Consider the following 21832-nt stretch of genomic DNA (forward strand, 5'->3'; position numbering starts at 1 on the left):
CGTTTTTTATTTTTATGCAATGAGAACTTTTATAGAAGAGGTTATTGTAAACCTACAAGAGAAAGGGCTTAACCTTTCCGAATTAAAATTTATTCTTCCTAGTAAACGTGCTGGTACGTTCTTAAAGCATCAGCTTTCAAGATCGACTAAGCAAACCATGTTTGCTCCAGAAATATTAAGTATCGAAGACTTTGTTGAATCTATTTCTGGAATAAAAACAGTTTCGAATACAGAATTACTTTTTCAATTTTATCACACATACATTACGCTTAATACAGAAGCACAACCAGATTCGTTTGAAGTGTTTTCCAAATGGGCACAAATTCTACTTCAAGATTTTAACGAAATCGATAGGTATCTTATCCCTCAGGATAAAATATTCGATTATTTAAGTGCTATTCAAGAGTTAAAACATTGGTCTCTTGAAACAGAAAAAACAGAATTTGTTAAAAATTATTTAGCATTTTGGAATAAACTACATACATATTACACCCATTTTACAAACCATTTATTAGAAAATAATCTGGGATATCAGGGTTTGGTTTACAGACAAGCAGATGCTCATGTTGGTGAATATGTAGCAGAAAATAAAATACAACACGTGTTTTTAGGTTTTAATGCTTTGAATACAGCCGAAGAGTCTATTATTCAGCATATCTTAGAACATACAGATGCTTTAATTTATTGGGATATAGATAAAACGTTTTACGAGAACCCAATACACGATGCTGGTTTGTTTACACGGCAACATGCCAAAAAGTGGACGTATTTTAAAACACATCCTTTTAATTGGATTACCGATAATTATAAGGGAGAAAAAAATATTAATATTATTGGTGTGCCTAAAAATATAGGGCAGGCAAAATATATTGGTAACATTTTAAAAGACATTACTAAAACTAAAAAAAATATAGAGAGTACAGCTATTGTTTTAGGGAATGAAGATCTTTTACTTCCTGTTTTAAATTCTATACCCGATAATATAAAGAAATTGAATGTAACCATGGGGTTTCCTTTAAAATCGATTCCTTTGGCTTCATTGTTCGAGAGTCTTTTTAACCTTCATAAAAACAACCCGAAATCATTTTATTATAAAGAAGTTATTTCAATTTTGTCGCATCAGTTTATACGTCCTTTGTTTCTTCAGGACGATAAAGATGTTGCCACAGCATTAATAGAAACCATTCAGACAAATAATATTGTTTTTCTTACACAACAGCATTTAGTAGAGTTGTGTGGTTCTTTTAAAGACGTTATTGCGTTGTTATTTGGTTCTTGGAGTAATAATGCTACAAAAGCTTTAGAGCGTTCTAAATCGCTTATTTTTGCAATAAAAGATCATTTAAATATAAAGAAAGACGAGCATATTTTAAGTTTAGAATATACTTACAGGTTTCATGAGCTTTTTAATGAGTTGGAGCGTTTAAATATAACGTATAATTATTTTCAGTCTATAAGTTCGTTACACCAAGTGTATAAAGAGCTGTTAAGTAGTGAAACTTTAGATTTTCAAGGCGAGCCACTTCAAGGATTGCAAATTATGGGAATGTTAGAATCTCGTGTCTTAGATTTCGATACGGTTATTATTTCTTCTGTAAATGAAGGTGTTTTACCTGCAGGAAAAAGTAATAATTCGTTTATTCCTCTAGATGTTAAAATAGAAAATAATTTACCTACGTTTAAAGAGAAAGATGCTGTTTATACCTATCACTTTTATCGTTTGTTACAGCGCGCTAAGACGGTTTATATTATTTATAATACAGAGCCCGATGCTTTGGCTGGTGGAGAAAAAAGTAGATTTTTAACGCAATTAGAACTAGAGAATATTCATCCTTTAAAATATGCTATTGCTACGCCAACAGTGAGTTTAATGGAACAAAAATTAAAAACAGTTCCAAAATCTCCTTTGGTTTTAAAGCGTTTAAAAGAGGTTGCAAAGCGTGGTTTTTCTCCGTCTTCTTTAACTAATTTTATGCGAAATCCAATGGATTTCTATCTTCAAAAAGTATTGAAAATTCAGGAATACGATGAGGTTGAAGAAACTGTTGCGGCCAATACATTAGGTACGGTTGTACATAATACACTAGAAGATTTTTACAAACCGTTACAGGGTTCGCAATTAACGGTAGAACATATTACCGAAATGAAAACTAAAATTTCGAGTACCGTTTTACATCATTTTGAAGAGACTTTTAATAAAGGAGATATTAGTACAGGTAAAAATTTAATTAGTTTCGAAATCGCCAAACGCTATGTTTCTAACTTTATAAACTTAGAACTTAAAGAAGTAAAAGCGGGACGCGTTATTAAAATTATAGCTATTGAAGCCGATTTTAAACAAGTAAAAATTAATATTCCAGAACTTGATTTTCCTGTAACTATTGGTGGTAAAGTAGATCGCGTAGATGAATACGATGGCACAACACGTATTATAGATTATAAAACGGGGAAAGTAAACCAGTCTCAAGTAGAAATTGTAGATTGGGACGAATTAACTACAGATTATACTAAATACAGTAAACCTTTCCAGATTCTATGTTATGCCTTTATGATGCTTTCTGATGGTAAGTTAAAATTTCCCTTAGAAGCAGGAATTATTTCTTTTAAAAATCTAAACGGAGGTTTTTTAAAATTTACTAAGAAAGATAAACAAGGTTATGGTGCGAATAAAATAACAGATATAAATAAAGATACTATTCAATTGTTTGAAGCGCAACTTAAGGTTTTAATTTTAGATATTTTTGATGCAGAAAAAGACTTTGAAGAAAAGGAAGTAAGCCATTAAGATTCTTATAAAATGATAAAAAAATTATTTCGATTTTTATTTAAAATATTCTGTTGGTTTGTGTTCTGTTCCTTTGTTTTGGTACTTATTTATAAATATGTACCAGTGCCAATAACGCCGTTAATGGTTATTCGTAGTTTCGAAAATTCAGAAAATAATATACCAAAGGGGTGGAAACACGATTGGGTGCCTATGGATAAAATTTCTAATCCTATGCAAAAAGCGGTGATTTGCAGTGAGGATCAAAACTTTTTAAATCATAATGGTGTCGATTTTAAGGCTGTACAAAAAGCATTTATCGAGAACCTAAAAGGTAAGCGTATTCGTGGTGGTAGCACAATTAGCCAGCAAACGGCTAAGAATGTGTTTTTATGGCCAGGGAGAAGTTGGTTACGTAAAGGTTTAGAAACTTATTTTACGGTTGTTATCGAATTATGTTGGAGTAAACAGCGTATTTTAGAAGTCTATTTAAACAGTATAGAAATGGGTAAAAGTGTTTATGGATGTGAAGCTGCAGCAACATTTTGGTTTAAGAAACCCGCATCAGCATTAACAACTTATCAAGCAGCCGCAATTGCAGCTGTTTTGCCTAATCCAAGAGTGTATAAAGCAAATCCAGCTTCTACATATATCCAGAAAAGAAAAGTATGGATTGTTAAACAAATGAACTTTTTTGGACCTTTACGATTTGAAAATAATGAAAAATAATTCTGAAATAAAACAGGAACTTTTAAAGTGTTGTGATGCGTTTATAGAAAAACGTTTTGCAAATGTGCAACACAATATTGCCGAAGTTCAAGAGGCGCTAACTTCAGAAACCAAGAGTTCTGCAGGTGATAAACATGAAACCGGACGCGCGATGTTACAATTAGAACGCGAAAAATTTGGTGTACAACTCTCTGAGGTTAATCAAGTAAAGCAAGCTTTGTCTAAAATTAATGTATTAAAACAGTCTGAGGCCGTTTGTTTAGGAAGTGCTGTTACTACAAATGCTTCAAATTATTTTATAGCTATTAGTGCAGGAGAAATAGTGGTTGATAAGACTAAATATTTTGCCATTGCACCAAACACACCTATTGGTTTGCTTTTGCTTTCAAAACGAGCAGGAGAGGTTGTGACATTTAGAAATCAAGAATTTACGATTTTAAACGTTTTTTAGCTGTTTCTGTGAGTTTAATCATTACGTTTTTATCAATTTTTAATTCTGTTTTATGATAAAGGAAAATGGATTTTGAACGGTATTCTGCTTCAATTAAATAAATATTTCCTCTAAAATAATTACTTTTAATTTTAACTTTTAAGTCAGCATTTTTAGATAATTCCAATTCATGAGCATAAACAAATACCGTTTCTTCAGAAGATTCTAATGCCAGGTCTGAAGCTTTCATGGTATTAAATTCATCAAAAAAAGACGCAATTAAAGGCTTTTCTGGTGTTTTATATAGATTCTTAGGTGTATCGTAAGCAATTATTTTTCCGTTGTTTAAAACAATCATTTGGTCTGCATAAGGTAAGACGTCTTCACGATCGTGAGTAGCAACTACACAGGTAATATTTTTTTCCTTTAAATATTTAAATAAATTACGACGTAATGTTTGTTTCTGGAAGTTGTCTATGTGGCTAAACGGTTCGTCTAATAAAATAATTTCCGGCTGTCTGGCAATAGCTCTAGCTAGTGCTACACGTTGTTTTTGTCCGCCGCTTAATAACTTCACTTTTACATCTGTGAATTCTACTAAATCTACTAATTCAATCAATTCTGTGGCGCGTCTATCTTTCTCTTCAGGAAAGAAGTTAGATAAGAATTTTCCAATATTTTCCTTAACAGAAATAAAAGGCATTAAATCGAATTCTTGAGAGACATATTTCATGAAATCGTAACCAATAACCAGGTTAAATTTTGGACCTAAAATAGCCTGTTCTTTCCAGTAAACGTCACCTTCAGGTAAATCGTAAGTTCCGTAAAGAAGTTTTAATAATGTACTTTTTCCTGAACCACTTTCTCCAATAATAGATAACTGTTCGCCCTGTTTTACTGAAAAAGAAATGTTTTCAAGAATGGTTTTTGTATCGTAACCAAATGAAATATTTTGTACTTGAAGCATAATATTAAATCGCTATAAATTACTTTAAAATTAATTGTTTTTGAAGTAAGTAGATTTAAGTAAAAATAAAGGTTTTAAAACACTAAATCGCATGAATTTGTTGAATAAATAATAAAAATATATAAAATAACTTGGTGTTAAAAAGGCTAAAAACTTATTCTTTTGATACAATACCGGTTTTAATTTGGTAATATATCTAAACACAACTTCTGGTGTTTTTATAAAGGTAATAAGATGACTTATTGGACTTCCTAATTCTTGTTTTTCATATTTTAAACCCACTGTATTTGTACCTATATTTTGGTAAAACCCAGAGTTTAAATTTTCTATAAATTTTAATGTTTTTCTATTATAAAAGAGTCCTGTTTTAAGTGCTATTTTTGAAATAATATGCTGAATCATTTTCTGATCGTAACATATGTTTTCTAAATCTTTAAGTAAAACCTGATGAAAGCCTAGCATTTGTTTTTGATGCTTTTCTATGTAATTTTCATACAGCCATTTTTCTTCAGGATTATGTTTTTCAACAACATAATTTTCTTCACTTGTATATTCAACAGCACTTCCATGATTTGCAGCAGAAAATTGCTCGTAATATTGGTTATTTGCCATAAGCAAATAGTCTGTATACGAAGTAAATGGTAGTATTGAAAATATTAAGCCATCACGCTTTGTTTTTTCTTGAATATTATAAATATATCTTAAGCCTAAATAATAACCCGTAATAGGCACCTGTTCGTTATAGAACCCGAATAAAGATTCTTGCATGGTTCCGCCCCAACCAATATCTACAAGGCAAACGCCTTCTTTTTCAATATCTACTCCAAACGCATTTATGTATGCTTTAAAACTTTCTTTATTGGTTTCTCTATGTGTTTTGTAAAACGTAATAAAGGTTTTATTTTGTTTTAAATTTTCAAAAACAGGAGATTCAAAAAAGTTTTTAATTGGTACATTAGAACTTAATTTTAAATCTGTAATAATTGTATTTTGGGTGGCTTCTGGACAATTAAAAAAGATTAAGAAATCTTCTATAGATAATTCTGGATATTTATTTTTTAAGTATAAAAAAGGTTCGGTTTCTAGCGGCTCTAAATTAATTTGAATGGAAGCTTGTCTTGATGTTTTTAAGTAATGCGTATTGATTTTTGAGTGTTTATCTATAAGATGAAACTCTTGATAAGAATCGAATATTTTTTTTAAAAACTGACCTTCTCTAGCTAGGAAAAACATATTTTTAATCCCTTCTTTTTTACTTTTTAAATAGAGCCTTTCAATAAAAAAATGATAATAAATAATATATTGTGTAAAAGGCATTACATCCTTTTTTTTCGAACGGTTATAAATATTATTTACAACTTGTTTTGTGTTTTTTAAATCACTTCCAATAGCATTTAATTTATTTTTTTTAAGATACTTATCGTGCGGTAGTTTATAAGCGTTTAATCCGTTTTTAATAGCGTTATCATAATCACTTCTTTGGTTGTCGCCAATCATGACAACTTCGCTTGGATTTGTTATAGAAAGCGCGTCTAAAACTTTTTTATAAATAGTGCCCGCATGCTTACTTGTTTCTAGTACAGAAGAACTAAAAATGTTATCGAAAATATTTAAAATACCATGATAGTCTAATAACTTTTCAAACAACGATTTTGATCCATAAAAATCGGATACCAGATAGACTTTTCCTCCTTCAGTTTTAAATGCTTTTATAATATTTAATACATCCTTATTTAAGTACTGTACACTACTTTCTGTTTTAAAATCTATGCGTTCAAATAGATAAGAGAAATAGTCTTTTTTTCTGAAATCTATAAGGTTAGAATTTACTAACCGAATAAAAACAGCATCGATTAATATGTTGTAAGGAATCTCGACATTATTTTTTTTATACTTTTCGCATAAATGAGATAACGATTCTTGTCTTATAAAATAAAGCTCATCAATAGAAATGTCTAATCCTAACTCTGCGATCATGTATTTTGCCCATAATTTTAAAGTATAATTCGGATGCACATTTCTGTGAATAATGGTATCGTAATAGTCACTAAAAAGAATTTTAGTGTTTTGGTTACTCAATTTGATCTTTAAATTATTCAAAGACATTAAAGGTTAAATTTGATTAATATTTTGTTTTTGCGATAACGAAGATAAGTTTTAGTGCGTTAAACCAATAAAATTCTTTATTGAATTAGAATGTAGGCTAAAATTTATCCTTTTAAAAATTTACGAAATATAGACAAATTAATAATTTAATACAATTTCATGTTTTTAAGTCCTTGTTATTCTGTTACTTATTTCGGGTTGGTGTGAAATAAAAAAAGCCATTTAATAATTATTAAATGGCTTTAGTTTTAGAGTGAAGTCTATTTATTTTGTAACGCTTGTTTCTGTACTGTTTGGTAATTCATCAAATCCCATATTGTATAATGTAAATCCAAATATATCTGCGTACTGGTCTATAGTTTTACTTATTGGAGTGCCGGCTCCATGGCCTGCATCTGTTTCAATTCGAATTAAAATAGGGTTACCGCTTTTTTGTTTGCTTTGTAATTGTGCGGCAAATTTAAAACTATGGGCAGGTACAACACGATCGTCATGATCGCCTGTAGTAATTAATGTTGCTGGGTATTTTGTGCCTGCTTTTACATTGTGAACCGGAGAGTATCCTTTTAAATATTCAAACATGGCTTTGCTGTCTTCAGAGGTTCCATAATCGTATGCCCATCCTGCTCCAGAAGTAAAGGTGTGGTAACGTAACATATCTAAAACGCCAACTGCAGGTAGTGCTACTTGCATTAAATGCGGACGTTGGGTCATTGTGGCTCCAACTAATAATCCACCGTTAGAACCTCCTTTAATTGCTAAGAATTTAGACGATGTATATTTGTTATCAATTAAATATTCTGCAGCAGCAATAAAATCATCAAATACGTTTTGCTTGTGCATTTTTGTTCCTGCATCGTGCCAAGCTTTACCGTATTCGCCACCACCACGTAAATTAGGTACAGCATAAATTCCGCCAGCTTCCATCCAGACTGCATTAGCAATACTAAATGATGGTGTTAAACTAATATTGAATCCGCCGTAAGCATATAAAATTGTTGGATTTTTACCGTTTAATTCAGTCCCTTTTTTATACGAAATAATCATAGGGATTTTTGTCCCATCTTTAGATTTGTAAAAGACTTGTTTACTTTCGTATTGGTTGGGATCGAAATCTACTTTTGGTTTAACATACACTTCAGATTTACCAGTTTCTGGTTTAAAGGCATAACTTGTTGGTGGTGTTGTGTAATTAGAGAATGTAAAATACAAGGTTTCATTTTCTTTTTTTCCAGAAAATCCATTTACCGTCCCAATAGCAGGCAACTCAATGTTTCTTACTAACTTTCCGTCATAATCATATTGTTTGATTTGCGATACAGCATCTACCATATAATTAGCAAAAATATAATGACTTCCTGTAGATGGTGTTAATACGTTTTCTGTTTCTGGAATAAAATCTACCCAATGTTCTGGAGTCGGGTTAGCCGCATCTACTGTGATAATCTTGTTATTTGGTGCATTTAAATTAGTAAGTAAAAATAGTTTACTTCCAACATTATCTAACAAATAGGTGTCGCTATCTGTGTCTTCTAAAATAGGTACAAATGTGCTGTTTGGCTTTGTTAAATCTTTTATATATAATTTGTTTCCAGAGGTAGATGTACGTGGCGTAATAATTAAATAATGATCGTCTTCGGTAACATTTGCATTAATGTAACGGTGTTTTTGATCTGGAGTGCCTCCAAATATAAGTTTGTCTTGACTTTGGTTTGTGCCAAGTTTATGGTAATATACTTTATGCTGATCTGTTTTAGCAGATAACTGACTTCCTTTAGGTTTGTCGTAACTAGAATAATAAAATCCTTCATTACCTTTCCATGACATGCCACTAAATTTTACATCTACAAGAGTGTCTTCAATAACAGCTTTTGTTTCAGTATCTATAATAATAATTTTTCTCCAGTCACTTCCGCCTTCAGAAATGGCATAAGCAGCAATGCTTCCATCCTTAGAAAAAGATAATCCTCCTAAAGATGTGGTACCATTGTCACTAAACGTGTTAGGGTCTAAGAAGACATCTTCTGTGTTGTCGTTATCTAGAGTTCTGTATATTACATATTGATCTTGTAAGCCATTGTTTTTGTAGAAGTAATTGTATTTTCCTTCTTTAAAAGGTGCTCCAATTTTTTCGTAATTCCATAGCTTAGACAAGCGTTCTTTTATGGAGTTACGAAAAGGGATTTTATTTAAATACCTGTAAGTTACTTTGTTTTCTTCTTGTACCCATGCTTCTGTTTCTGGACTTTTATCGTCTTCCAACCAGCGGTATGGATCTTTTACTTCAGAACCAAAATAAGTATCTACAGTATCTGAAGTTTTTGTAATAGGATAGTTCACTATTTGATTTTTATTTTTTTTTAATTCCTGCTCATTTTTACAAGAATTAAAGAGTGTTAAAATAATTAGACTGGCTATTAATTTTTTCATAGAAAAAGTTTTTATAGTGAACCAAAAATAACTAAAAAGCTCCTAAGCGGTTAGGCTTAGGAGCTTTTTTTAAGATATATTTAAAGGACTTGCCTTTATAAAATTTTATTTTCAATTAAGTACTCAGCAATTTGAATTGTATTTGTTGCTGCACCTTTACGTAAATTGTCGGCAACAATCCACATGTTTATGGTATTCTTTTGTGTTTCGTCTCTTCTAATACGACCTACAAAAACTTCGTCTTTTCCATGCGCATATATTGGCATTGGGTACGTGTTTGTGTCTGTATTATCTTGTACAATTACACCAGGTGTTTCGCTTAATAATTTACGTACATCTGCTAAATCATAATCGTTTTCAAATTCTACATTTACAGATTCTGAATGCCCACCAGCAGTAGGGATTCTTACTGCAGTTGCAGATACTGAAAAAGAAGTATCGCTTAATATTTTTTGAGGTTCTAAAGCTAATTTCATTTCCTCTTTAGTGTATCCATTATCTAAAAACACATCACAATGTGGTAATGCATTTCTTCCAATAGGATAAGGATAAGCCATTTCACCTTCTATACCTGCTATTTCATTTTCTAGTTGCTTTACAGCTTTTACACCTGTACCAGAAACAGATTGGTAAGTTGAAACGACAACACGTTTCATTTTATATTTTTTATGAAGTGGTGCTAAAGCCATAACTAATTGAATAGTCGAGCAGTTAGGATTAGCAATAATTTTATCGTCTTTTGTTAATTCGTTCGCGTTAATTTCAGGAACGACTAATTTTTTTGAAGGATCCATTCTCCAGGCAGAAGAATTATCTACTACTGTTGTTCCTACTTCTGCAAATTTAGGAGCCCATTCTAAAGATGTATCTCCTCCAGCTGAAAATAAAGCTACATCTGGTTTCATAGCTACTGCATCTGCTAAACCTACAACCTTATAGTCTTCACCTTTATAAGAAATAGTTTTACCTACAGAGCGTTCTGAGGCAACTGGTATTAACTCTGTTAATGGAAAATTACGTTCTGCAAGAACTTTAAGCATTATTTCGCCAACCATACCGGTGGCACCAACTACAGCTACTTTCATTATAATATTAGTTTAAGTGTGTCAATCATTATTTTAAACAAAACTAACTATTAATAATTTAAAAAAAGCCTTAGTTTCTTTAAAACCAAGGCTTTTTAACAACAAAAAACATATTGTTAATTATTTAACAATATTATTTTTTTAGTAAATCTCTTATTTCAGATAATAATTCTTCTTGTGTTGGTCCAGCAGGAGCTGCAGGAGCTGCTTCTTCTTTCTTTTTAGATTTTTCGTAAGCTTTTAATACCATGAAAATACAAAGTCCAATAATAATAAAGTCAATTACCATTTGTAGAAAGTTCCCGTAATTAATAGATACAGCAGGTACTTCTACGCCAGCCGCATTAGTTGCTCCTTCTTTAAGGATGTACTTTAAATCTGCAAAATTCACATCACCAAGTAACATACCAATTGGAGGCATTATTATATCTTTAGTAAATGAAGTTACAATTTTACCAAATGCACCACCAACAATTACTGCAGTTGCAAGGTTTACAATATCGCCTTTTAATAAAAAGGACTTAAAATCTTTGAAAAATGCCATATAGTTTAGATTGATTAATTATGAGGCTAAAATATATAAAAAATTATAAAATAACTTGAGCTTACCTTAAAATAATGCGTTTAATACGCTGAGAGAGACCCGTAAGCAATTCGTAGGATATTGTATTTGCTGTTGCAGCAAACTCTTCGGCAGTAGGATAGTCTCCAAAAACAATAACTTCGTCTCCTTCTTGGCAGTCAATATTTGTAATATCAACCATAATCATATCCATACACGTATTACCAACAATAGGCGCTTTTTGTTCGTTTATAGCAACAAAGCCTTTACCATTTCCATATTCTCTTCCAATACCATCTGCATGTCCAAGCGGTAAGGTTGCGGTTACTAATGGTGCATCGCAAATATATCCGCGATTATACCCCACACTTTGTCCTTTTGGAATGTGGTTAATTTGAGAAATCACTGTTTTTAAAGTTGTAATAGGTTTAAAGTGCGTGTTTTCTTCTTCAGAATTTCCAAAACCATACATTCCTATTCCGCTTCTTACCATGTTAAAATGTGCCTCTGGATAATTAATAATTCCCGAGGTATTACAAATATGTAATAATGGTTTGTAGCTTAATTTTTCTAAAAAGGTTTCAGAAATACTTTTAAATGTATTTATCTGACTTAAAGTAAATTCGTTTTCGTTTAAATCTTCACTTGCTCCTAGGTGCGAAAATAACGAGGTTACCTTAATGGCATCTGTGTTTTTTAAGATTGTAATAATTTCAGGAATATCAGATTCTAAAAAACCCAAACGATTTAATCCTGTATTAAATTTTAAATGTATAGGATACTGTTTCTGGTTTAAACCTTCTGCAGTTGTAATAAATTCTTTTAATACTTTAAAGCTATATAAATTGGGTTCTAAGCAATTTTCTATAAGTGTATTAAAATAAACAGACTGTGCGTGCAGTACTAATATAGGTTTAGTAATGCCACCTGTCCTTAATTGTTCGCCTTCATAAGTGTAGGCGACGGCAAAATAATCTACATCTAAAGTTTCTAGATGTTTTGCAATTTCTACGGCATCATTTCCATAGGCATATGACTTTACAACAGCCATAAATTTTGTAGAAGAATCTATTATAGATTTAAGGTAAGTAACATTATGTTCTAACGCTTTTAAATCTATTTCTAAAAGGGTTTCCTGCGCTTTAAGCATCGGTGTTTTAAAAATTTAAATCGGTATTATCGGTTTTATTATTGTTAGTGTTATTCGCTTTTTCGTTACGCATGGCTTTATAGTATGCGCCACGACTAAGAGGTTCGTACTCTTCGGTTTCGCCCAGTAATACAAGTGCATCGCTCTGGGACTTTCTATAACTAAATTGAGCTAAATTTCCTGTTCTTGTACATATAGCATGTACTTTTGTAACGTATTCTGCCGTGGCCATTAAATTAGGCATTGGTCCAAAGGGGTTGCCTTTAAAATCCATATCTAATCCAGCGACAATTACGCGAATACCTTTATTGGCTAGGTCGTTACAGACCCGAACAATTTCGTCGTCGAAAAACTGAGCTTCGTCAATACCAACAACCTCACAACCATCTGCTAAAATAGGAATGTTTGCTGCTGCAGGAACTGGCGTAGAGCGGATTTCGTTGGCATCGTGAGACACCACCATTTCTTCGTTGTAGCGAATGTCTACCGAAGGTTTAAAAATTTCGACTTTCTGTTTGGCGAACTGGGCACGTTTAAGTCTTCGGATTAATTCTTCTGTCTTTCCAGAGAACATCGATCCGCAGATAACTTCAATCCAACCAAATTGTTCTTTATGATTTACTGTATTTTCGAGAAACATTTTGTAATTTTAACACTAAAATTCTACAAACTTTCGTTTGTTTATAAGCGTGTAAATTTATTAAAAATTAAAAGGCGAAAATAGTTTAAATATAAAAGTTATGAAGAAGAAATTAGAATCAGAGTTAATTAATATTGCATTAAGAATTATTAGACTTGAAGGCAAAGATGATTTAGATGCACTACATGCAGAAACTGCTATTCTTTTTGAAAAACTGTCTGTCTTAAAATTTCTTCAAGAAACACCTGAAGGTGAGAAGTTAACCATTGCTAACGATTCTTCTTTTTTCGGAATGTTAGACGATGCGTTTAATAATAAAATATCTGATAGCGTAGAGGTAGACGAGCATGTCTTTATTAGAGAAGACCAACAACAGCCTAACGAAGATGCAGAAGATATTGCAGAGCCTGTCATGGAAAAAATTAAAGATCTTGTCGCTCAAATGCCACACGAAGCAGATGAAGTAGACGATATTTTTGAAGCTATTGAGCCTAAACTTAGCTATGAAAAAAACGATTTTGAAGACATTACAGCTGGTTTTAAAGAAACTCCAGTTTTCGAACCCGTAGTCGAGCCTTCTAAAGTCAATTCTAAGAAATCTTTAAACGATAGATTAAAAGGTGGTGGATTAACCATTGGTTTAAACGATAAAATAGCTTTTATAAATCAATTATTTGGTGGTAGTAGTGAAGATTACGAGCGTGTAATTTCTCAAATTAATACCAGTGGTAGTTTTGATGAAGCTCAGAATTTAATTCAAAATGTTGTAAAAACAGATTACAATAATTGGGAAGGAAAAGAAGTCTTCGAAGAACGATTTATGCAAATAATAGAGGCTAAATTCAATTAGTTTTTTAAAATTTACACTTTTTAAACGTATTAACTTTACTTGTATTTAACTTCAAAAGAAGTTTTAAAACATGCCTTTAATTTTTAACACATGAGCAAACTTTACATCGTGCCTACGCCTATTGGTAATTTAGAAGATATGACTTTTAGAGCCATACGCGTTTTAAAAGAAGCCGATTTAATATTAGCTGAAGACACGCGAACTTCTGGAAAACTTTTAAAACATTTTGAAATTAGTACGCATTCGCAATCACACCATATGCATAACGAGCATAAAACGGTTCAGGGGCTAATAAATAAATTAAAAGGAGGAACCGTAATTGCATTAATTAGTGATGCAGGAACACCAGCCATTTCCGATCCTGGATTTTTATTGACTCGTGCATGTGTAGAACATGGTATAGAAGTAGATTGTTTGCCTGGAGCAACAGCATTTGTGCCTGCTTTAGTGAATTCTGGATTGCCAAACGATAAGTTTGTGTTTGAAGGATTTTTACCCGTAAAAAAAGGGAGACAAACCCGTTTATTACTTCTAGCCGAAGAAACAAGAACCATTATATTTTACGAATCGCCACACAAACTTTTAAAAACACTAACTCATTTTTGTGAGTATTTTGGAGAAGATCGCCCTGTTTCTGTCTCTCGTGAATTAACAAAATTATACGAAGAAACCGTTCGTGGTACAGCAAAAGAAGTTTTGGAACATTACACCAATAAACCACCAAAAGGTGAGATTGTTGTTGTGGTTGGAGGAAAAAAATAGATATAAATAGCCTTAATAAAATGACATTAGATATATTTAAAGAAAAAGTACAAAATATCCCTAAATCTGTTGTGTTTTCAGACACTATGGACGTTATAGATACGTATTACGAGTTCTCAAAAACGGCCTTTACAAATGGCGATTTACACAATAATGCAGGAGAAAATTCAGGCTCTTGTAAATTGTTTGCTTTTGCAAAACTTCAAGGGTTTACAAAAGAAGAAACATTAGCTTGTTTTGGTCAGTTTTATTATATAGATGTCTTAGGAGATCCAGAAGGAAACGGACATCAAAACATTAGGAATTTTATAAAAACAGGGTTTGAAGGATTAGAATTTGAAGGAGAGCCTTTAAAATTGAAATAAGCAATTATGGATGCGCTTTTATGTCAGATTAAGCAATGCACCATTTGTGCCGCCGATTTGCCTTTAGGTCCGCATCCTATTGTAACGGCGCATTCCGAATCTAAAATTGTAATTATTGGTCAGGCACCAGGACTAAAAGTGCATAATTCTGGAATTGCTTGGGACGACGCTAGCGGAAAGCGTTTAAGGGCGTGGCTAGATGTCACCGAAGATCAGTTTTACAATACCAAGAATTTTGCCATTATTCCTATGGGATTTTGTTATCCAGGAAAAGGTAAAAGTGGCGATTTACCTCCAAGACCCGAATGTGCTCCCCAATGGCATACCACGTTATTTAGTAAAATGCCACATGTAAAACTTGTGATTTTAATTGGGAATTATGCTCAGAAATATTATCTAAAAGCTGAGGTTGGAACGAACTTAACAGAAACCGTTTCTAACTTCGAATCGTATTTACCTACGTATTTCCCTATTCCGCACCCGTCGCCACGAAACCGATTTTGGATGTCTAAAAATCCATGGTTCGAAGTTTCTGTTGTGCCTGAACTACAAAAAAGAGTCCACGATATACTATAAAATCTTATTCTTCGATATCAAATAAATATTCAACAGTTACATCAAAAAATCGAGCCATTTTAATGGCTAAGATTACTGAGGGGTTGAATTTGTTATTTTCAATAGCGTGAATAGTTTGTCTGGAAACTTGCAATTTCTCAGCTAAATCTGCTTGGGTTAAATTGTGTCTTGCTCGCTCTACTTTTATGAGGTTTTTCATTAATACAATCGTTTTTTTATGGAAAATATAAAGAGGAATAGGATGATATAAAAGCATAGAAAATAATCCAAAGGCATATTTAGGTTTCTTTTGAAGGAATAAATTGCAAGTGATATTAATAAAAATATTAAAATAGAAATCTGAAATGAGTCAGCTCGTAACTTATTGATATAATCGTCTTCAATCTTTTCCTTGGAAATCATATAAATAATTAGTCCAATAATGTTTAAAATATTAAATAAGTGCATGAGTTCACTTCCAAAATAATTTGAAATTTTATGTGTTTTGGAATTTGATTGGATTTTCTCTGATTGACTATCAAGAGAGACTTCTACTTGTGTTTTTGGACTACTATATTCACGAGCGCCGTCATTTATGCCGTCCATAACACCATCCATTGCACTCGGTAGAGCAAATGCAATAAAGATAATAATGCCTAGTTTTTTACACCAATTTGGAAGTATTTGTATATTCATATTCTATTATTTTTATATAAAAGTATATAATACTTTACATTTAATCAAATATAATAGAAAAATAAATATTGTGAAATCAAATTTATTTAGTGAATTTCTAGACGATTTTCAGCCAAATATGCTGATTTTATTGAATAAATAAGAAGGAGAAAAATTACCGGATATTCTATAATTAAAAATCCATTTGCGTTAGCGATTGCAGTGGCATCCTTTTATGGTTATTTTCAACCATAAAAGATACAACGGAAAGCGCGCCCCAAAAGGGGAACGCCCAAAACCGTTTAAATATGTTTACCCTTTTCCCAGCCGTGTTTTCCTAAATGCTGTTCACCACTTTCTATGGCACCATTTTCCAGTGTAGTTCCCATGCTGTCGTTCCAACGGTTTAAATATCCGAATAGTGAAATCACTCCTAACATTTCTACAATTTCGCCTTCGTTCCAATAGGTGTTCAATCGCTTTTTTAAAGTGTCGTCTACAGCATTCGGTATTTGTGAGGCTGCCAAACTAAAATCTAAAGCCACACGTTCGGCCTCGCTAAATGCGGGGTGGGTGCGATACTCCCAAACGTTATCGAGTTGCTCTTGTTCGGCTCCATAGCGCTCTGCGGCACGAATAGCGTGTGCTTGGCAATAGCGACAGCCTGTAGCATTACTACTAACCCAAGCAATCAGGCGTTTTAAAGCGGAAGTTACGCGACCTTCGTTAGCCATCACGGCTTTGTTTAAATTAATGAAGGCTTTACTTATGGCTGGCCGGCGTTGCATGGTTAAAACCGAGTTTGGGCAGAAGCCCAATGTTTCGTTAAAAAAGGTTGCTAAATCTTGTGTTTCTAGATCGTGGTCGGGAGATAATGGTGTTATTAGTGGCATTTTATTCTGAATTTTAGTCGTATTTTTGAAGTATCAATTAACGAAAAATAATGCAATTATGACACATCTTGTTACAACTCAATGGAAAAAAAATGTTCAGTTTGAATCTGATAATCCAAGTGGAAAAACTGTATTAATAGATTTAGGAGCAGATAATGGTGGTAAAGGTGACGGATTGCGCCCTAAGGCATTAATGTTAACAGCACTTGCAGGATGTTCGGGGGTAGATATTACGCCAATGTTAGAAAAAATGAAGGTTGAGATAGACGATTTTAAAATTGTTATTGAAGGGCATTTAACCGAAGAACATCCAAAATATTATCATTTAGTTACTGTAGATTATCATTTTTATGGTACAGATTTAAATGAAGTAAAAATTAAAAGAGCTGTAGATTTGTCTGTCGATAAATATTGCGGTGTTATGGAAATGTTTCGTCGCTTTGCCGATGTTAAAGTACGTTCTCATTATCATAATAATTAAAAATATAGTCAGCTATAAACTATGCGTTGGACCATAAAACCAAAACCAGAATCTCAGAAAGTAAAAACATTACAAGAAGAGCTTCAAATAGATGAATTAACAGCATCGTTATTATTGCAACGTGGCATTGAGACCTTCAAAGACGCTAAATCTTTCTTCAGGCCGAATCTTAGTGAGTTACACGATCCGTTTTTAATGAAAGACATGGAACGCGCTGTGGCACGTATAGAACAGGCTCTGGAAACTGGTGAAAATATCATGGTGTATGGCGATTATGATGTCGACGGAACCACGTCTGTGGCGTTAATGAGTTCGTATTTACGAACACGTCAGGAGAATGTGATAACATATATTCCGGATCGTTACGACGAAGGTTATGGCGTGTCTTTTAAAGGCATTGACTTTGCTCACGATAACGATTTTACTTTAATTGTGGCATTAGACTGTGGTATAAAAGCAATCGATAAAGTGGCCTATGCAAAAGAAAAAGGTATTGATTTTATTATTTGCGATCACCACAGACCAGGCGATGCTATTCCAGATGCCGCTGCAGTTCTAGATCCAAAACGTGACGATTGTGAGTATCCATATAAAGAATTATGCGGTTGTGGTGTTGGTTTTAAACTCATTCAAGCCTTAGCATCTAAACAGGGTTATACTATAGACGATCTAGGAGAATATTTAGATTTAGTGGCTACGGCTATCGGTGCCGATATTGTACCTATTACTGGAGAAAACCGAATTTTGGCGTATTACGGACTTCAAATTATTAACGAGAATCCGAGACCAGGCATTAAAGCCATTTTAAATCAGGTAGATAAAACAGAGTTCACCATTACCGATGTGGTTTTTATAGTAGCACCTAGAATTAATGCTGCCGGACGTATGAAACATGGTACGTATGCCGTGCAATTGCTTACCGAAATGGATGAAGCTCAAGCTGAAATCTATGCCGCAGAAATTGAAAGTTTTAATTTAGACCGTCGTGAAGCCGATCAGGAAATTACAAAACAAGCTCTAGTCCAGATTGAAGAACTTAACGAGCAAGATCGTTTAACATCTGTAGTATATCAAGAAGATTGGCACAAGGGGGTAATTGGTATTGTGGCATCCAGACTTATAGAGACCTATTATAGACCAACGTTAGTATTTACTAAAAGTGGCGATAAATTAGCAGCTTCTGCACGTTCTGTTATTGGTTTCGATGTGTATAATGCTTTAGATGCTTGTAGTGAACATATTGAACAATTTGGCGGACATAAATACGCTGCAGGATTAACATTACTACCAGAGAATTACGATGCTTTTAAACAGGCTTTTGAAGATGTGGTGTCCAGTACTATAGATCCGAAATTATTGTCTCCAGAAATTAAAATTGAAGCGAATATTGAACTTAAAAATATTACACCTAAATTTTACCGCATTCTTAAGCAGTTTGCTCCCTTTGGTCCAGGGAATATGATGCCTGTGTTTATGACAGAAGGTGTTGTAGATACTGGTTATGGAAAATGTGTTGGGAAAGACGAAGATCATTTGCGTATAACCGTGAAGCAACCTAACGTAAATCCTATAGTTTGTATTGGTTTTAATTTAGGTAATAAGATTAACCTCGTGTCTACAAAAGTGCCATTTAGTGTTGTGTATTCTATAGATGAAAATCACTGGAAAGGAAATGTTAGTCTGCAATTGAAGTTAAGAGATTTAAAATAAATATTATTTTTATTTAGATTAAATATAAATAAAAACTATTTTAGTGGTTCAAAAGTCATTGCTATGGACCAAGATATCAATAAAATTTACCATAATGAGTTTGGTGTTTCTTTTATTTGGAAGCAAGAAGGACCTAAGAAACAGTCTCCTAAAATTCAAATTATTTTTCGTGATATGGGATTTTATCTTACGTATCGCGAAATTATTCAGTTTCAAAAACAGATTAAATACGTTAAATCTATACATCCATGTTCAAACTGTAAACACAAAGATCGCAGTCGGTGTATGTTATTAAAAACACCTTGTAATCAAGTCGATTTGGCAATAAACGCTTTGGAATTAAGAGATATAGACGATTTAATTAACGGGACGTTGTTTCATATTGAATTAGAGGATTATGTGAATGAAATTTGTAAGAATTAATTCGAGTCTCAGAAGTTTTTAAAACGGTCACTTTTGTACATTTACGGCAACCTTAGCCATTTATGAAACAAAAAGATCCCTACGCAGCACTGCGGTACAAAGAATTCAATATATTTTTATTAGTCCGTTTTGCTATGGTATTTGCCTGGTCTATGCAATTTATTGTGATAGAATGGGAAGTGTATAGTATTACTAAAAATCCGTTATCACTTGGAATTATCGGACTTATGGAAGTGATTCCAGCTGTATCTATGGCGTTATTCGCTGGTCATATTGTAGACCAAAGTGAAAAAAAGAGTTTACTTATAAAATGTATACTCGGGTTTTCGGTGATTAGTTTTGGCTTGTTTTTATTGACTTGGCCAAAAGTAGTTGGAGATTTGTCTCAAAACGTTGTTTTATATTCTATTTACTTTTTAGTGTTTTTAGGCGGATTTGTGCGTTCGTTTCTAGGTCCAACCATATTCTCATTATTATCGTTAGTCGTTCCTAAAAAACTCTACCCGAATGCGGCAACTTGGAGCAGTTCGGTGTGGCAAATGGGAGCGGTTTTAGGTCCGGCACTAGCAGGATTTTCAATTCATTTAATTGGCGTACATTGGTCTATGTGCCTTATCGTTGGTTTTTCTATAACAGCATTAATCGCATTAACTCAAATTTCTACAAAACCTATTTTAAACCCGAAAATTGGAGAACCTGTTATGCAGAGTTTAAAAGAAGGGATCAAGTTTGTGTTTGATACCAAAGCTATTTTGGGTGCGATTACTTTAGATATGGTAGCTGTGTTATTTGGTGGAGCTGTCGCCTTATTACCTGTATTTGCTCAAGATATTTTAAAAGTTGGCCCACAAGGTTTTGGTGTGCTTCGTGCAGCACCAGCAGTTGGTGCATTTATAACGATGCTAATTTCGGCTTATGTCCCTCTGAATAAAAATGCAGGGATGAAATTACTAGTCGCTATATTCGGATTTGGAGTCTCAATAATTGTATTCGGATTATCTACTTGGTTTTGGATTTCGGTAGGTGCTTTGTTTTTTAGTGGAATGTTCGATGGAATTTCTATGGTTATCCGTCAAACCATTTTACAGCTTAAAACACCCGACCATATGCGCGGACGTGTGGCTTCTGTAAATTCTATGTTTGTGGGATCGTCTAACGAATTAGGTGCTTTTGAAAGTGGTTTAACAGCCAAACTTATGGGAACAGTGACTGCAGTTGTTTTTGGAGGAAGTATGACGTTATTAATTGTTTTAACCACAGGGATTTTCTCTCCAACCTTTAGGAAATTAGATTTACGAAAGGATTTGGAGGAGCATGAGAATGAAGATTGATTTTTGAATATTTAGTTTCTTGTGCGATGCTGAAATAAATTCAGCATGACGTTATAATGCAACATTTTATTTTAATGGAAAACGATCGTCACCCTGAACTCGTTTTAGGGGCTCATTCGAGTAAGTACATGATTTAAAAAATTAATTGTCTACTAGTAGTTTTTTTAAGCTCATTTTTTCACCATCAAATTCGCCATACGTAAAATATCCAATCCAGTCGCCTAAGTTTATATATTTAGCTGTTTTGTTTAATTTTATTTCCATTGGTAAGTGTCTGTGTCCGAAAACGAAATAATCGTAAGCTTTAGTTTCTAGCTTGCGCTTGCAATATTGGACTAACCATTCGTTGTCTTCTCCTAAAAATTTAGCATCTTCGTCTCCAGAAATGAGTTTGTTTTTAACCGACATATATTGCGCTATTCTTACTCCAATGTCTGGGTGTAACCAACGAAATAACCATTGAAAAAACGGACTGGTAAACACTTTTTTCATGCGTTTGTATCCTTTGTCTCCAGGTCCTAATCCGTCGCCATGTCCAATTAAAAAGGTTTTATTATTGAAGATGAATTCCTTGGGTTTGCGGTAAACGGGAATATTAAGTTCTTTTTGAAAATAATCGTCCATCCATAAATCGTGATTTCCAACGAAAAAGTAAATGGGAATTCCAGAGTCGCGTATTTCGGCTAGTTTTCCTAAGGTTCTTACAAAGCCTTTTGGGACTACGGTTTTGTATTCGAACCAGAAATCGAATAAATCGCCTAGTAAAAATATTGCTGCTGCGTCTTGTTTAACTTCGTCTAGCCATGCTACAAATTTTTTCTCTCGAGGTGCAGATGCTTCGTGCGTTGGTGCTCCTAAATGATTGTCTGACGAGAAGTATATTTTTTTGCCTTCTGGAATTTGCATGTTGTAAATATAAAGATT

General features: G+C 33.1%; 22 protein-coding genes. 11 read left to right on the plus strand and 11 right to left on the minus strand.

The features are described 5' to 3' along the window. The first annotated feature begins 19 nt into the window (after positions 1–19). Genes GQR95_RS05340 through GQR95_RS05350 form a run of 3 tightly spaced genes read left to right on the plus strand, consistent with a single transcriptional unit; the run spans position 20 to position 3944 of the window. On the plus strand, positions 20–2785 hold the full coding sequence (locus tag GQR95_RS05340; protein WP_159022179.1) for a PD-(D/E)XK nuclease family protein: 2766 nt from the start codon (positions 20–22) through the stop codon (positions 2783–2785). A gap of 12 nt (positions 2786–2797) precedes the next feature. Next, positions 2798–3493, plus strand: a complete 696-nt coding sequence (mtgA, locus tag GQR95_RS05345) for a monofunctional biosynthetic peptidoglycan transglycosylase (RefSeq protein ID WP_159022180.1) — start codon at positions 2798–2800, stop codon at positions 3491–3493. Beyond that, complete coding sequence (locus tag GQR95_RS05350; RefSeq protein ID WP_159022181.1) at positions 3483–3944, plus strand: 3-oxoacyl-ACP synthase; 462 nt, start codon at positions 3483–3485, stop codon at positions 3942–3944. Before mtgA ends, GQR95_RS05350 begins: the two co-directional genes overlap by 11 nt. Here the strand turns inward: GQR95_RS05350 and GQR95_RS05355 are convergent. From GQR95_RS05355 to GQR95_RS05385, 7 genes are all read right to left on the minus strand, one after another. Further along, complete coding sequence (locus GQR95_RS05355) at positions 3922–4890, minus strand: ABC transporter ATP-binding protein (RefSeq protein WP_159022182.1); 969 nt, start codon at positions 4888–4890, stop codon at positions 3922–3924. The two genes, GQR95_RS05350 and GQR95_RS05355, sit on opposite strands and share 23 nt — an antisense overlap. A 30-nt stretch (positions 4891–4920) precedes the next feature. After that, entirely contained in the window at positions 4921–6969 is a 2049-nt protein-coding gene (locus GQR95_RS05360; protein ID WP_159022183.1) for an HAD family hydrolase, read from the minus strand. 291 nt (positions 6970–7260) lie between these two features. Beyond that, a complete protein-coding gene (locus tag GQR95_RS05365) occupies positions 7261–9426 on the minus strand; it encodes a prolyl oligopeptidase family protein (RefSeq protein WP_159022184.1) in 2166 nt (721 codons plus the stop codon). Between the two features lie 95 nt (positions 9427–9521). After that, the gene (locus GQR95_RS05370; protein ID WP_159022185.1) at positions 9522–10511 is read right to left on the minus strand and encodes an aspartate-semialdehyde dehydrogenase; all 990 of its coding nucleotides are present in this window, start codon (positions 10509–10511) and stop codon (positions 9522–9524) included. A gap of 133 nt (positions 10512–10644) precedes the next feature. After that, positions 10645–11055 carry a large-conductance mechanosensitive channel protein MscL gene (gene mscL, locus GQR95_RS05375; protein WP_159022186.1) on the minus strand — a complete coding sequence of 137 codons (411 nt, stop codon included), beginning with the start codon at positions 11053–11055 and terminating at the stop codon, positions 10645–10647. A gap of 61 nt (positions 11056–11116) precedes the next feature. Next, the gene (gene alr / locus GQR95_RS05380; RefSeq protein ID WP_159022187.1) at positions 11117–12223 is read right to left on the minus strand and encodes an alanine racemase; all 1107 of its coding nucleotides are present in this window, start codon (positions 12221–12223) and stop codon (positions 11117–11119) included. Between the two features lie 7 nt (positions 12224–12230). Beyond that, positions 12231–12863: a thymidine kinase gene (locus GQR95_RS05385; protein ID WP_159022188.1), complete on the minus strand. Its 633-nt coding sequence runs from the start codon at positions 12861–12863 to the stop codon at positions 12231–12233. 100 nt (positions 12864–12963) lie between these two features. Here GQR95_RS05385 and GQR95_RS05390 point away from each other — a divergent pair, with 100 nt between their 5' ends. The 4 genes from GQR95_RS05390 to GQR95_RS05405 all read left to right on the plus strand — a co-directional run bounded on the left by GQR95_RS05390 (position 12964) and on the right by GQR95_RS05405 (position 15416). Further along, positions 12964–13713, plus strand: a complete 750-nt coding sequence (locus tag GQR95_RS05390; protein WP_159022189.1) for a hypothetical protein — start codon at positions 12964–12966, stop codon at positions 13711–13713. A gap of 90 nt (positions 13714–13803) precedes the next feature. Next, positions 13804–14475, plus strand: coding sequence for a 16S rRNA (cytidine(1402)-2'-O)-methyltransferase (gene rsmI / locus GQR95_RS05395; RefSeq protein WP_159022190.1), 672 nt, complete (start codon positions 13804–13806; stop codon positions 14473–14475). Between the two features lie 20 nt (positions 14476–14495). Then, complete coding sequence (locus GQR95_RS05400; protein WP_159022191.1) at positions 14496–14840, plus strand: HopJ type III effector protein; 345 nt, start codon at positions 14496–14498, stop codon at positions 14838–14840. Positions 14841–14846: 6 nt separating this feature from the next. Then, the gene (locus tag GQR95_RS05405; RefSeq protein WP_159022192.1) at positions 14847–15416 is read left to right on the plus strand and encodes a uracil-DNA glycosylase family protein; all 570 of its coding nucleotides are present in this window, start codon (positions 14847–14849) and stop codon (positions 15414–15416) included. A gap of 4 nt (positions 15417–15420) precedes the next feature. Here the strand turns inward: GQR95_RS05405 and GQR95_RS05410 are convergent, their stop codons facing one another. From GQR95_RS05410 to GQR95_RS05420, 3 genes are all read right to left on the minus strand, one after another. Continuing rightward, the gene (locus GQR95_RS05410) at positions 15421–15615 is read right to left on the minus strand and encodes a helix-turn-helix transcriptional regulator (RefSeq protein WP_159022193.1); all 195 of its coding nucleotides are present in this window, start codon (positions 15613–15615) and stop codon (positions 15421–15423) included. Further along, entirely contained in the window at positions 15615–16091 is a 477-nt protein-coding gene (locus GQR95_RS05415; RefSeq protein ID WP_159022194.1) for a hypothetical protein, read from the minus strand. Before GQR95_RS05415 ends, GQR95_RS05410 begins: the two co-directional genes overlap by 1 nt. 281 nt (positions 16092–16372) lie before the next feature. Next, positions 16373–16963, minus strand: a complete 591-nt coding sequence (locus GQR95_RS05420; RefSeq protein WP_159022195.1) for a carboxymuconolactone decarboxylase family protein — start codon at positions 16961–16963, stop codon at positions 16373–16375. A gap of 58 nt (positions 16964–17021) precedes the next feature. Between GQR95_RS05420 and GQR95_RS05425 the strand changes: the two genes are divergently transcribed. The 4 genes from GQR95_RS05425 to GQR95_RS05440 all read left to right on the plus strand — a co-directional run bounded on the left by GQR95_RS05425 (position 17022) and on the right by GQR95_RS05440 (position 20908). Next, the gene (locus GQR95_RS05425) at positions 17022–17444 is read left to right on the plus strand and encodes an OsmC family protein (RefSeq protein ID WP_159022196.1); all 423 of its coding nucleotides are present in this window, start codon (positions 17022–17024) and stop codon (positions 17442–17444) included. Positions 17445–17465: 21 nt separating this feature from the next. Further along, positions 17466–19154, plus strand: coding sequence for a single-stranded-DNA-specific exonuclease RecJ (gene recJ, locus GQR95_RS05430; protein WP_159022197.1), 1689 nt, complete (start codon positions 17466–17468; stop codon positions 19152–19154). Positions 19155–19217: 63 nt separating this feature from the next. Next, on the plus strand, positions 19218–19577 hold the full coding sequence (locus GQR95_RS05435; RefSeq protein WP_159022198.1) for a hypothetical protein: 360 nt from the start codon (positions 19218–19220) through the stop codon (positions 19575–19577). 62 nt (positions 19578–19639) lie between these two features. Beyond that, positions 19640–20908, plus strand: a complete 1269-nt coding sequence (locus GQR95_RS05440) for an MFS transporter (protein WP_159022199.1) — start codon at positions 19640–19642, stop codon at positions 20906–20908. Positions 20909–21049: 141 nt separating this feature from the next. Here the strand turns inward: GQR95_RS05440 and GQR95_RS05445 are convergent, their stop codons facing one another. Further along, positions 21050–21814: a UDP-2,3-diacylglucosamine diphosphatase gene (locus tag GQR95_RS05445; protein ID WP_159022200.1), complete on the minus strand. Its 765-nt coding sequence runs from the start codon at positions 21812–21814 to the stop codon at positions 21050–21052. Positions 21815–21832 lie beyond the last annotated feature (18 nt).

The organism is Formosa sp. L2A11 (genome assembly GCF_009796865.1).
In the GTDB taxonomy this organism is placed as follows: Bacteria; Bacteroidota; Bacteroidia; order Flavobacteriales; family Flavobacteriaceae; genus Formosa.

Bases quoted from the DNA above. Each gene is read 5' to 3' on its own strand.
- GQR95_RS05340 (WP_159022179.1), top strand. From the start codon at position 20: ATGAGAACTTTTATAGAAGAGGTTATTGTAAACCTACAAGAGAAAGGG.
- rsmI (WP_159022190.1), top strand. From the start codon at position 13,804: ATGAGCAAACTTTACATCGTGCCTACGCCTATTGGTAATTTAGAAGAT.
- GQR95_RS05355 (WP_159022182.1), bottom strand. From the start codon at position 4,890: ATGCTTCAAGTACAAAATATTTCATTTGGTTACGATACAAAAACCATT.
- GQR95_RS05420 (WP_159022195.1), bottom strand. From the start codon at position 16,963: ATGCCACTAATAACACCATTATCTCCCGACCACGATCTAGAAACACAA.
- alr (WP_159022187.1), bottom strand. From the start codon at position 12,223: ATGCTTAAAGCGCAGGAAACCCTTTTAGAAATAGATTTAAAAGCGTTA.
- GQR95_RS05400 (WP_159022191.1), top strand. From the start codon at position 14,496: ATGACATTAGATATATTTAAAGAAAAAGTACAAAATATCCCTAAATCT.
- GQR95_RS05370 (WP_159022185.1), bottom strand. From the start codon at position 10,511: ATGAAAGTAGCTGTAGTTGGTGCCACCGGTATGGTTGGCGAAATAATG.
- GQR95_RS05410 (WP_159022193.1), bottom strand. From the start codon at position 15,615: ATGAAAAACCTCATAAAAGTAGAGCGAGCAAGACACAATTTAACCCAA.
- mtgA (WP_159022180.1), top strand. From the start codon at position 2,798: ATGATAAAAAAATTATTTCGATTTTTATTTAAAATATTCTGTTGGTTT.
- GQR95_RS05445 (WP_159022200.1), bottom strand. From the start codon at position 21,814: ATGCAAATTCCAGAAGGCAAAAAAATATACTTCTCGTCAGACAATCAT.
- GQR95_RS05435 (WP_159022198.1), top strand. From the start codon at position 19,218: ATGGACCAAGATATCAATAAAATTTACCATAATGAGTTTGGTGTTTCT.
- GQR95_RS05390 (WP_159022189.1), top strand. From the start codon at position 12,964: ATGAAGAAGAAATTAGAATCAGAGTTAATTAATATTGCATTAAGAATT.
- GQR95_RS05440 (WP_159022199.1), top strand. From the start codon at position 19,640: ATGAAACAAAAAGATCCCTACGCAGCACTGCGGTACAAAGAATTCAAT.
- GQR95_RS05365 (WP_159022184.1), bottom strand. From the start codon at position 9,426: ATGAAAAAATTAATAGCCAGTCTAATTATTTTAACACTCTTTAATTCT.
- GQR95_RS05425 (WP_159022196.1), top strand. From the start codon at position 17,022: ATGACACATCTTGTTACAACTCAATGGAAAAAAAATGTTCAGTTTGAA.
- GQR95_RS05415 (WP_159022194.1), bottom strand. From the start codon at position 16,091: ATGAATATACAAATACTTCCAAATTGGTGTAAAAAACTAGGCATTATT.
- GQR95_RS05350 (WP_159022181.1), top strand. From the start codon at position 3,483: ATGAAAAATAATTCTGAAATAAAACAGGAACTTTTAAAGTGTTGTGAT.
- mscL (WP_159022186.1), bottom strand. From the start codon at position 11,055: ATGGCATTTTTCAAAGATTTTAAGTCCTTTTTATTAAAAGGCGATATT.
- recJ (WP_159022197.1), top strand. From the start codon at position 17,466: ATGCGTTGGACCATAAAACCAAAACCAGAATCTCAGAAAGTAAAAACA.
- GQR95_RS05405 (WP_159022192.1), top strand. From the start codon at position 14,847: ATGGATGCGCTTTTATGTCAGATTAAGCAATGCACCATTTGTGCCGCC.
- GQR95_RS05385 (WP_159022188.1), bottom strand. From the start codon at position 12,863: ATGTTTCTCGAAAATACAGTAAATCATAAAGAACAATTTGGTTGGATT.